At 41.0% G+C, this 9,292-nt stretch carries 14 protein-coding genes and 1 pseudogene; 10 read left to right on the plus strand and 5 right to left on the minus strand.

Annotation, left to right across the window (positions count from 1 at the left end; genetic code table 11):
- Nucleotides 1–20 precede the first annotated feature (20 nt).
- The 3 genes and pseudogenes from V7K76_RS26950 to V7K76_RS26960 all read left to right on the plus strand — a co-directional run bounded on the left by V7K76_RS26950 (nucleotide 21) and on the right by V7K76_RS26960 (nucleotide 2,449).
- A complete protein-coding gene (locus V7K76_RS26950; protein ID WP_335030235.1) occupies nucleotides 21–1,052 on the plus strand; it encodes a WD40 repeat domain-containing protein in 1,032 nt (343 codons plus the stop codon).
- Nucleotides 1,053–1,186: 134 nt separating this feature from the next.
- On the plus strand, nucleotides 1,187–1,594 hold the full coding sequence (locus V7K76_RS26955; RefSeq protein ID WP_335030236.1) for a DUF6985 domain-containing protein: 408 nt from the start codon (nucleotides 1,187–1,189) through the stop codon (nucleotides 1,592–1,594).
- 561 nt (nucleotides 1,595–2,155) lie between these two features.
- Nucleotides 2,156–2,449, plus strand: a pseudogene (locus V7K76_RS26960) (HU family DNA-binding protein).
- A 17-nt stretch (nucleotides 2,450–2,466) separates the two neighbouring features.
- On the opposite strand, the gene V7K76_RS26965 reads toward V7K76_RS26960, so the two are convergent.
- A complete protein-coding gene (locus V7K76_RS26965; RefSeq protein ID WP_335030237.1) occupies nucleotides 2,467–3,027 on the minus strand; it encodes a GIY-YIG nuclease family protein in 561 nt (186 codons plus the stop codon).
- A gap of 133 nt (nucleotides 3,028–3,160) precedes the next feature.
- Between V7K76_RS26965 and V7K76_RS26970 the strand changes: the two genes are divergently transcribed.
- On the plus strand, nucleotides 3,161–3,493 hold the full coding sequence (locus tag V7K76_RS26970; RefSeq protein WP_335030238.1) for a hypothetical protein: 333 nt from the start codon (nucleotides 3,161–3,163) through the stop codon (nucleotides 3,491–3,493).
- A gap of 38 nt (nucleotides 3,494–3,531) precedes the next feature.
- On the opposite strand, the gene V7K76_RS26975 is transcribed toward V7K76_RS26970, so the two are convergent.
- Together V7K76_RS26975 and V7K76_RS26980 are read right to left on the minus strand one after the other, a co-directional pair.
- On the minus strand, nucleotides 3,532–3,888 hold the full coding sequence (locus V7K76_RS26975) for a hypothetical protein (RefSeq protein ID WP_335030239.1): 357 nt from the start codon (nucleotides 3,886–3,888) through the stop codon (nucleotides 3,532–3,534).
- Between the two features lie 53 nt (nucleotides 3,889–3,941).
- Nucleotides 3,942–4,340, minus strand: a complete 399-nt coding sequence (locus V7K76_RS26980; protein ID WP_335030240.1) for a hypothetical protein — start codon at nucleotides 4,338–4,340, stop codon at nucleotides 3,942–3,944.
- 110 nt (nucleotides 4,341–4,450) lie between these two features.
- On the opposite strand from V7K76_RS26980, the gene V7K76_RS26985 reads away from it, so the two are divergent.
- From V7K76_RS26985 to V7K76_RS26995, 3 genes are all read left to right on the plus strand, one after another.
- Nucleotides 4,451–5,152, plus strand: a complete 702-nt coding sequence (locus V7K76_RS26985) for a hypothetical protein (RefSeq protein ID WP_335030242.1) — start codon at nucleotides 4,451–4,453, stop codon at nucleotides 5,150–5,152.
- Nucleotides 5,152–5,949, plus strand: a complete 798-nt coding sequence (locus V7K76_RS26990; RefSeq protein WP_335030243.1) for a sugar phosphate isomerase/epimerase family protein — start codon at nucleotides 5,152–5,154, stop codon at nucleotides 5,947–5,949. The genes V7K76_RS26985 and V7K76_RS26990 overlap by 1 nt, the downstream gene beginning before the upstream one ends.
- 123 nt (nucleotides 5,950–6,072) lie before the next feature.
- Entirely contained in the window at nucleotides 6,073–7,011 is a 939-nt protein-coding gene (locus V7K76_RS26995) for a HEAT repeat domain-containing protein (protein WP_335030245.1), read from the plus strand.
- A 159-nt stretch (nucleotides 7,012–7,170) separates the two neighbouring features.
- Here the strand turns inward: V7K76_RS26995 and V7K76_RS27000 are convergent, their stop codons facing one another.
- The gene (locus V7K76_RS27000; protein ID WP_335030246.1) at nucleotides 7,171–7,479 is read right to left on the minus strand and encodes a hypothetical protein; all 309 of its coding nucleotides are present in this window, start codon (nucleotides 7,477–7,479) and stop codon (nucleotides 7,171–7,173) included.
- 214 nt (nucleotides 7,480–7,693) lie between these two features.
- Here V7K76_RS27000 and V7K76_RS27005 point away from each other — a divergent pair, with 214 nt between their 5' ends.
- Genes V7K76_RS27005 through V7K76_RS27015 form a run of 3 tightly spaced genes read left to right on the plus strand, consistent with a single transcriptional unit; the run spans nucleotide 7,694 to nucleotide 8,825 of the window.
- Nucleotides 7,694–7,963 (plus strand): thermonuclease family protein, encoded by a 270-nt coding sequence (locus tag V7K76_RS27005; protein WP_335030247.1) that lies wholly within the window; start codon nucleotides 7,694–7,696, stop codon nucleotides 7,961–7,963.
- The gene (locus V7K76_RS27010) at nucleotides 7,932–8,384 is read left to right on the plus strand and encodes a thermonuclease family protein (protein WP_335030248.1); all 453 of its coding nucleotides are present in this window, start codon (nucleotides 7,932–7,934) and stop codon (nucleotides 8,382–8,384) included. The genes V7K76_RS27005 and V7K76_RS27010 overlap by 32 nt, the downstream gene beginning before the upstream one ends.
- Before the next feature lie 15 nt (nucleotides 8,385–8,399).
- Nucleotides 8,400–8,825 carry a hypothetical protein gene (locus V7K76_RS27015; RefSeq protein ID WP_335030249.1) on the plus strand — a complete coding sequence of 142 codons (426 nt, stop codon included), beginning with the start codon at nucleotides 8,400–8,402 and terminating at the stop codon, nucleotides 8,823–8,825.
- A gap of 210 nt (nucleotides 8,826–9,035) precedes the next feature.
- On the opposite strand, the gene V7K76_RS27020 is transcribed toward V7K76_RS27015, so the two are convergent.
- Nucleotides 9,036–9,203, minus strand: a complete 168-nt coding sequence (locus V7K76_RS27020) for a hypothetical protein (protein ID WP_335030250.1) — start codon at nucleotides 9,201–9,203, stop codon at nucleotides 9,036–9,038.
- Nucleotides 9,204–9,292 lie beyond the last annotated feature (89 nt).

The raw sequence follows: 9,292 nt of genomic DNA on the forward strand, positions 1-9,292 counted from the left end.
CCGAAAAGAGAACAGAGCTAATGTTAGACAACTGGTTGAGCAAAAAACAGATATGGTTGCTGCGTGGTGTAGCGATTATAATTTTTTTGATACAAGTCGGAGCATATTTGTGGAGCAGTTACCGAGCAACGAATATCTGCAAGTTGTCGCAGCCTCATTCCCAGTATTGCGATTTGACAGTAGTACGGAAGTTAAGTGGAGTAGCAGAAGCGATCGCCCTTTCTTCTGATGGTCACACCTTAGTGGGCGGCAGTGGCAAAAGCTTTAGCGTCTGGCATCTGCCAAGTCAGCAGCCGCAATTAACTCTCAAAGGACACGCGAATGATATTTATGACCTTGCGCTTTCTGCTGATGGTCAGACTTTGGTGAGTGGGAGTTTAGACAAGACCATTAAGGTGTGGAATTTAGCGACTGGAAAACTCAAATTTACGCTCAAAGGGCATTCTGAAGTTGTAAATGCACTGGTGATCACACCCAATCAGCAAACAATTGTGAGTGCGAGTTCCGACAATACCATTAAGATATGGAATTTGGCGACTGGAAAATTAACAAGCACATTGGCACAAACACCGGATGCTGTAATAACTTTGGCGCTGACTCCAGATGGCAAGACTTTGGTTAGTGGCGATTCGAGCAATCACATCACTGTATGGGATCTGGAAACTGGACGAAAGCGCACCACTTTGACTGGACATTATGGTGCAGTATCTGCTTTAGCAATTAGTCGTGACGGTCAGTTACTCGCTAGTGGTAGTGCCAAGCAGGTAAAAGTGTGGAACCTGACAACAGAAAAATTGTTGCAGGATTTTGGGGGCTTCTATTTTCCGCAGATCACCATCGCCTTTAGTCCTGATGGGCAATCTTTAATTACTGGTGGAGGATATAAACCATATCGGGTTTGGAATCTGGTAACAGGAAATATGGAAGCAACTCTGCCCGATGTTAGCAACTGGTCGGGGGCAATGGTATTTAGTAGGGATGGCAAGACTTTGTTTAGTGCAACAGAGGACGGAATTACAGAGTGGAAATTTCCTGCACCAAACCACCCGTAAAAGAATGTTTGAAAAGTTATGAGAGTGGAAGAACATCGATATTCTCGTTTAAAAAGTACGACTAATTTCAAAGTAAAATTTTCACTAGTTTTTGGAGTTGCTAGGGAAGCACAGAATAAAGGTAGTATCTGAAGATGATGGAATCCCCAAGAAGTTATTACGATGCTGAGTTTGGACAGATTATATTGGAAGATAACTATTGGACTTTAGCACAATGTGCTGTTTTGGGCGATCGCCGTGTACGGATTTGTGTGGATTTTGAACAGGGGCAGATTGGGGAACTTTCATTGCTTCAGCGTGAAGCTATTCGGCAGGCTCTAGCCTTGCCACCCGATGTGTTACGCATCACTGCTCCTGTTGTGCTGCAAAATTATGATGTATATCGTGACATGATTGGAGATGAGTCAATGCCTGTGTTGGCTAATCCCATTCAGGTCTGGGATCAAGTCACTTTCTCATATATTTATGTGGAGTATGACCTAGATATTGCTACCTTTAAGTTGATAGCTGAGTGTGACTGGGAGCCAGAACACGGCTATTAAGTACGCTTTCGCAATGGAGTAGCAGACGATGCAGATCAGATAGGTGAAACAGGACGGTAAAAACCTAGCGTGGCAAAACTAGCTAGAGCAAAAACTTAAACGTAGTAAATTCGTTATTATTGAAAATTTTGGTTTACCTATTTACGCCTATTTCAATTATGAAAAAGCTACTCTAGCAAGTTTTACCACTCTAGGTAAAAACTATATAGCTTGGCATCAAACCGTGGTGAATTGAAGCATAGCGCTTATATACTGCGATCGCTGCCAGAGGAACGAAATATCGATTGCCTATTGAACGTTTCCTAGCTGTTTTGTAGTACCTATGGATAGATATCCTATCTCTTTTGACTGAATATGAAAGTGGATTTACCTAACCAAAAGTGCAACAGTTACAACAGTCAAACATTTAGGGAAACGAAATGGTAATTATCTATTGTGCCAAATCGACACACTAGTAGTCGTGCATTGTTAATTTTCGTATGTTGCTAGAAATTATTCATTTTCCTCTTTCCTAACTAGAGGTAGTAATGCTAGATTTTCTGCAATACTTCAGGGCGATTTATGAACAAAGGTGAATTAGTGGATGCTGTAGCAGCAAAGACCAACATCACAAAAAAGCAAGCTGATGAAGTAATCAGTGCTTTTTTGTCAGTTGTTACCGAGGCTGTAGCGAATGGTGAAAAGGTAACGCTCATAGGGTTTGGGTGATTCGAGCGACGCGTAGCTTGCCGCCGTAGGCATCGCTCAGAACGCGAAGGGCGTAATCCCAAAACCAATGAGCCAATGACAATTCCAGCGACCAAAGTGCCTGCGTTTTCTGCTGGGAAACAGTTTCGGGAGAAAGTAGCGCCATAAAGCATAAGTAAGCCACCCTACCCAAAAGGCTGGCCCCACCGTTCCCAGTTCTCCTTATTAAATGGACTGCGCCACTTCAAAATAAGGTTCAACTCCAACTGTTGCCGTGTGCGTCGATCAACCGGAGCATCCCACCAAAATGCGGCGTTGACTGCTGTTTTTAACCCATAGCGATAATGTAAATCCTGGTAGCTGGCAATGTAATCTTTGCAGGCGTGTATACCCTGCCATCGCTTGTTACTACGGCAGGTTTCCCCCACATACAAAATCAAACCAGCCGCCGAGTCAATGATGAAATAGAGACACGCATCACCTGGGCTGTTTGCTGGCATCCTATAAAACGACATTGGCACAAGCCGCAGCAAGAGTGGATCAATTTGGTCTGGGTCGCAGTGCTTAGGGGTAAGGTCAAATAATGCCGTCTGCTGTGGTGGTTTGTTCTCTCTCACATAATGCTGATATTCAAAAATCTGAGATTTCCACTTTAACAGCGCCTCAAGACTCATTACTAGTGTCTCTGCTCTGCGTGCTGGTGTGATGGTCAAATCAGAAAATAAATTTAGCTGGTTGGGTTCCAAGGTGATTAATGGGAATGTACAAACCAGTAGATTATCGCCCACAACTGGATGGAGTCAAACCTGTTAGCAGCTTACTAGAGCGATCGCTGTGTAGATTTTGGGCATTTTAAAATAGCGTTTACTCAATATTGCCATGTTTAAAGGATTCGGTGGCCCAAAGAAAAAATCAGTGCTTGAGGACAATGAACTGACTACAGGCATTGTTCAGCATCCAGTTACGGGACTTTGGCAGACATGGATATCATTTACAGGTAATGATATCCAGTCCATTACTGCCCATAATCAGCGAGAGGATGCTAATAAAATAGCTAAACAGATTGCTGATGCTTGGAGTGAAGGGAAATACAAAACTGGGGAAGAGGTAACAGCTTTTATTAAATCTCTGCCGACTGATGCTGTCATAGATCCATTGCCCCAAAATATTGTAATGCAATTAAGTCAGCAGGCATTAAGCGCAAGGAAGTAGTTAGAGCGATTGCTAGTCCAACGTCTGCGATGAACGCTCTAAATAGTATCATCCATCCATCCGCACTCTGGATTTTGACAGTCCCAATGCACCCGTGCTATCCAGTCCCGATCAAATTCAGCATTACACCGGGGACATCTACCAGTAAACATCGGATGCCAATCAAGTAACTCCAGTTTTTGCTGTTGTGTCCACCGCTGTTGTGGTTGCACAATTAACTCGCCGTTGTAATAAGTGGCTCCTTCTGGTTCCCATAGTTCTACTGGTTCGGCGTTGGGGTTTTCTCGAAAGTCCAAGCATCTATCAGCAACTGATCCATTAGGGTGAACGGTACAGACAAGGTGAGGATTATGTGAGTATAAGAGACAGCAATCGCACTCTGGAAGTTTCGGCATAGTACCAGTATATTGCCTGTTTCAAGCGATCGCTCAGACTAGGGACTAATTGATTAAGAACTCAATAAACCAGACATATTTAAAACTCGTTCTGACCAATTAGAAGCAACATCAGCTATGCTTACCCTTTGGCTTGATTGCTCCTTGATGTTATCCCAATTGCGTTGCCAATCTTGTAACAAGTCTTGAAGTTGGTTTAATTCAACATTATAGATTTCACTGTTTTGCTGTATTAAAGACAAATACAACAAACTTTCGTGTAACAATACTGGAATAACTTGGTTACAATCGCTACTTTGTACCCAAGACTTCAAGTGTGCCAGACTTGATGCTAATTCACCCAATTGCTGTGGTTGGGTTAGATGTAAAAAACTAGCTTCAATCGCACTCCAGTTGGGCATCAAAATCCTCCTAGCAACTGCTGGATAAAAAATAATTTTGCGTTGAAGCATCGATTGAAAGAGTTAGTGGTATATTAGTACAAAAGAACTATCAAACCAGGTTCAACAGCTTCAAACTGCAATAGTTATTAATATTTTGTACTTCCAAATTGAGGAATGCTATGGCAGATTCTAATTCCCTATTTTCTTTGTATGAAGAATTAGTACAAGATCATTCCAGCCAATTCGATCCACAAATTGCTTCTTTGCAAGAGTTGGTCATTACACGAATGCAAGAAATTCGTGACGCAGAACAGAGCTTAGTAGAAGCACAAGCAATAGAACTCAAACGAATTACTGATGCTATGGCACATGATGCTCGTTGCTTGCTGCCAATGCCAGGATTAAGAGCATTTGTACAAGAGTTAAAACAGACTAAAAGTAATAATTGGTACACGCGCAAATCTGAATTTAGTATTGCAGAAGATCCAACTACTTGGTTATTGGCGATGCTCAAACTACCGATAGGTTTAAGCAACTACCAAACTCACGAAGACCTGAATGGTTATGATGACGAACGTAACTTTATCGGGTATAGCTATACTCTGTCTCTAAAATTAGGTTCAGTTGAGCATTCGCTCAATGAAATACCATTAAAACGCATATATAACGTGAACGAGTGTAGTGAAACTTCTATAAAAGGGCAAATTGAGGACTATATTTATGGTGACGTAAAATATTTACTTAGAGATATGGAATATCCAGAGTCACAAAAACAGCGATTAGCGGCTGAAATCAGCACATTAGTAGGTTACTCCCTCAAAATATTCGCACTTAAACCTAGAAGAGCTATTTTTAATTATTCATCCATAGAGGAAGACTGATGCAATTGTATTTGAGCTTGTCAGCCTATGGTGGAGTTTCAACCCGTGAAGCATTAACAATATTTTGGAATGCAGGAATCCGGTATGTTGAGCTAGCAATTGGGCCTCGACCTGATACTGATTCAGCGCAAGCAGTAGAGGATTTTAGACAACAGGGAATGGTCTATCGAGCGCATCATGCTTTTGTTTGGAGCGCACGCCATTATCCTTTCAACCTAGCTCAACCTCAAGATTGGAAATATTTTGAACGATTGGCAGATTATCTAGCTAGTATAGGTGTTACCGCTTATTCAGTACATGGAGGAAACTTTTGTAAAACCACTGAACGCGTTTTAGCATACACAACATTTGTAGAAAATATTCATCGTCTTCATCGGGTTTGTCTAACGCGAGGTATTGTTTTGGGTGTAGAAACAATGTATCCTACACTCACAAATAGCACTGTTGAGAACCTTTTGGATAATGCTTCAGAACTTGCTCAATTTTGCCAAGATGTTCCCCAGGTCAAGATAGTTGTGGACTTGGCCCATCTCAACATTTGGCGTGACAAAACCGAAAGACTGTTGAATGAATGGTTGGGACTTCCACCAGAGAAACTTTTAGAAATTCACATTTCAGACAATGATGGACGGCAAGATATACATTCGCGGATTACGGCCAATACTTGGTGGTTATCTCAGATTACTAATTTTCCAAAGGGAATTCCCTTGGTGTTAGAGAGCCGATTAAATCGATTGCCTGTTTCAGTAGTGCAGCAAGAGTACGACCGGATCGTTGCTTTAATAGTAAGCTTTTAATGTCAAATGAGACTAAGCACTAATAGATTCAGGTAACAAACCAGACATATTTAATAGTTGTTGCATTTTACTACTGGTAAGTGCTTTAAGTCCAAAATAGAGCGCCTGGTTGTGGGATGATATATGCCAAGATCACGAAAAATAGAAGAAACTTTATCTATTCTTGCCCAAATTCGAGAGCATCCGACAAGTGAAGAAGGGATGATAATTTTACGCCAAGGTCTTAAGAGTAAATATTCTATAGCTGTTGCTCAAGCAGCCATGATAGTCGGCGAATCCACTATTACTGAGTTAGTTGCTGATCTTGTAGAAGCTTTTGCTCGAATGATGGTCAAACCCGCACAAGTAGACCAAAATTGTCTTGCCAAGAAAGAGATAGCACAAACACTGTATCACTTAGAATACAGCGATGAAAACCTTTTTCTGCAAGGGATTCGACATATTCAGATGGAGCCAGTATGGGGAGGAGTTGAAGATACTGCTGCCCATCTTCGGGGTATATGTGCTTTAGGTCTGGTGAGAATGAACTACTCAGATGTAATGAACGAATTAGCCGATCTATTAGCTGACCCCAAACCAGAAGCAAGAGTTGCTGCTGTAAAAGCGATCGCCTACACAGGAAATCCTCAAGGTGTACCTTTACTTCGTTTGAAAACCCGCATAGGCGATCAAGCACCACAGGTGATTTCAGAGTGCTTCAGTGGTTTGTTACAACTGGCTCCGGCTGATTCACTTGCAATAGTTGCTGGTTTTCTTTTTGATCCGAAGGAGCAAATCTGTGAGTTAGCAGCATTGACGTTGGGTGAATCACGATTAGAGGAAGCATTTGATCATCTCAGAAATTGCTGGCAGCAAACAAGAAACGTAGAACTTCGTCGCACATTGTTACTCGCAATAGGGATGTTGCGACAACATAAAGCAATAGATTACCTGATTTCACTAGTGGCTCAAGGAAAAGATATTGATGCAAAAGATGCGATTGCAGCGTTGGCTATTTATCGAGAAGACCGTGAACTTTGGCAGCGAGTTGATCGAGCTAGTGAACAAAGAGCTAATCAATAGGGAGTTCAAAAATGGTGTATTACTTTTGTTCACCCAAAACCATTAGGGAGAGTGTTGGTTGCTGTTGGGAGTTGTCGGGGGGAGTTCTACAAAGCTTTGAGCAATAGCACTTAGATTAGTCATCTTTTGCGATCGCTGATATTACTTTAAACGGAGGTATCACTCCAAACTAATTTTCCACAACCCATCTAGTGGATTAGATTGTTGCAATTGACTATCATTGCTACCAAGCAAATTATTGTCATACACCAAGCCAAGACTGAACGTGCTACTTACAGGATATTGCCCTATTTTTCCAAAACCTTCAATATTGTTTGAGTCAGTAATTACCTGTTGGTTCAACTGTATAGTTGTTTGGTTGCCGTCATCAAAGTAAATTGTGGCCCGCTTGTTGTGAAAGCTGACCTGAACGAGAGTAAAGACCACCAGTTGCATAATAGTAAGCTCTAGCAGGTAGCTTTTGACCATCAATATTTTGCCCTTTGAACTCAACTGCCATTGAAGGCGTGCCTAGCAGCAACAAGACTGGCAGGAATAAGCCTAAAACTTTCATTGGTACTAACAATCACTTTCAATGAAACTATTTTCTACTTTAAAACATAAAACTAATTTGTGGATTAACTAGCGATCGCTTGGCTGAAATTGGGAATCCTAAAGAAAGTAAGAGTGACTTTTAATACAAATGGTTTTTAAAGTTCCCTTGATTAGCGTTGCCGCTTTGCTTGTAGCTCAAATGTCGTTACCCGTATTTGCCAAGAATCTTACCGCTACAGTTGTAAGCGTGGGTGACGGTGACACCATACGGGTGAGAACTGGTAACAAAACTGTAACAGTCCGCCTTGCTTGCATTGATGCACCAGAGATGAAACAGAATCCTTGGGGACAGCAATCAATCAGCAAGACTCAAACAATTACTGCCAGTGGGACAAGGAATTACCCTACGTGCTATTGAAACTGACAAATACAAGCGCTTGGTTGCAGAGGTGTTTGTCGAGAATCGCAGCGTCAACCTCAATATGGTGCAAGAGGGTCAGGCTGTGGTCTATCGTCAGTACCTCAAAGGTTGCCCACAATCTAAAGATAGTTTGTTGCAGGGTGAAAACACCGCCAAACAACAGCGTTTAGCATTTTGGAATCAGGCTAATCCTGTGATGCCTTGGGACTTCCGCCACAGAGCTACCCAAAAGACAACTTCACAGGCGATTCAACCGCAGCAACAGAATAACTGCGATCCCTCTTACCCAGATTTTTGCATTCCAAAGAATTCACCAGACTTAGATTGCCGAAATATTAGCCAAAGAAGGTTTAAAGTGCTGCCACCTGATCCTTATGGGTTTGACCGAGATGGAGATGGGATTGGATGTGAACGGTAGAAGGGGAAAAGTTATATGAGATTAATTAAAAAACTTTTAGCATTGTTTTTTCTGGGATTTGGGATTCCATTTTCTATTTTGATGATTCTGGAAATGATTAATCCTAAAACTACCCCTAAAGATAAAGAAGGTGCTGTAGCTGCTTTAATTATTTTTACTATTCCGTCAACAGCTATGGGTGGGTGGTTGAGTTGGTCTTTAATAAAGCATCACAAAAGAGAACAAGGATTACTGCTTGAATCAGAACAAAAACGAATTGAGTTAGTGTTTTTAGAATTACTTGAAAACAACTCTGGGAAAATAACAGTATTGCTACTGGCGAAAAACGCCCAGATATCAACTCAGTTTGCTAAACAGTATTTAGATGAGAAAGCTAAGGAGCTTAGTGCTGATTTTGAAGTAAATGAGGATGGAAATATTTCATATCGGTTCTTGTTGTGAGATTGCTAAAACTACAGTATTTTAGGTCAAGTGATTGTGTTAAATTTCAGTACCAAAGGTAATCTCGTATAGATAAAACCAATACTATATATAACTGCTTTACGGCTGTGTAACTGAAAAAGCAATTATATAATTTACATATCTACCAGACTATCATAATCAGCTATTAGAGGTAACTTTTTTTATTCACTGCTATGTGGGTAAACGCAACTATTTATCAGCAATTTCATTAATAATAGTTTGCAAGATAGGTTTTATATTTTGTGGTGGCCAAGCATGAATACCAACTGAATTGAAATGCTGGATTCTCGCCCGATATAATTCTTCACATTCATATCCTTCCTCAAAATATTGATTATCGTAATAACCATAAGACATCTCCAAAATAGTATATTTTGTGGTAAAAGAACATCATGAGAACTTTTTTAACACGAAAATATGAGTGATATACTGAATCACATTGAGGA

It is taken from the genome of Nostoc sp., from assembly GCF_036917975.1.
Classification (GTDB): Bacteria; Cyanobacteriota; Cyanobacteriia; order Cyanobacteriales; family Nostocaceae; genus Nostoc.

Excerpts from the sequence above, each read along its gene's own strand:
- V7K76_RS26990 (WP_335030243.1), top strand. The coding sequence starts at position 5,152 with ATGCAATTGTATTTGAGCTTGTCAGCCTATGGTGGAGTTTCAACCCGT.
- V7K76_RS27005 (WP_335030247.1), top strand. The coding sequence starts at position 7,694 with ATGGTTTTTAAAGTTCCCTTGATTAGCGTTGCCGCTTTGCTTGTAGCT.
- V7K76_RS27000 (WP_335030246.1), bottom strand. The coding sequence starts at position 7,479 with ATGGTCAAAAGCTACCTGCTAGAGCTTACTATTATGCAACTGGTGGTC.
- V7K76_RS27020 (WP_335030250.1), bottom strand. The coding sequence starts at position 9,203 with ATGTCTTATGGTTATTACGATAATCAATATTTTGAGGAAGGATATGAA.
- V7K76_RS27015 (WP_335030249.1), top strand. The coding sequence starts at position 8,400 with ATGAGATTAATTAAAAAACTTTTAGCATTGTTTTTTCTGGGATTTGGG.
- V7K76_RS26950 (WP_335030235.1), top strand. The coding sequence starts at position 21 with ATGTTAGACAACTGGTTGAGCAAAAAACAGATATGGTTGCTGCGTGGT.
- V7K76_RS26995 (WP_335030245.1), top strand. The coding sequence starts at position 6,073 with ATGCCAAGATCACGAAAAATAGAAGAAACTTTATCTATTCTTGCCCAA.
- V7K76_RS26975 (WP_335030239.1), bottom strand. The coding sequence starts at position 3,888 with ATGCCGAAACTTCCAGAGTGCGATTGCTGTCTCTTATACTCACATAAT.
- V7K76_RS26955 (WP_335030236.1), top strand. The coding sequence starts at position 1,187 with ATGATGGAATCCCCAAGAAGTTATTACGATGCTGAGTTTGGACAGATT.
- V7K76_RS26980 (WP_335030240.1), bottom strand. The coding sequence starts at position 4,340 with ATGCTTCAACGCAAAATTATTTTTTATCCAGCAGTTGCTAGGAGGATT.
- V7K76_RS26970 (WP_335030238.1), top strand. The coding sequence starts at position 3,161 with ATGTTTAAAGGATTCGGTGGCCCAAAGAAAAAATCAGTGCTTGAGGAC.
- V7K76_RS26985 (WP_335030242.1), top strand. The coding sequence starts at position 4,451 with ATGGCAGATTCTAATTCCCTATTTTCTTTGTATGAAGAATTAGTACAA.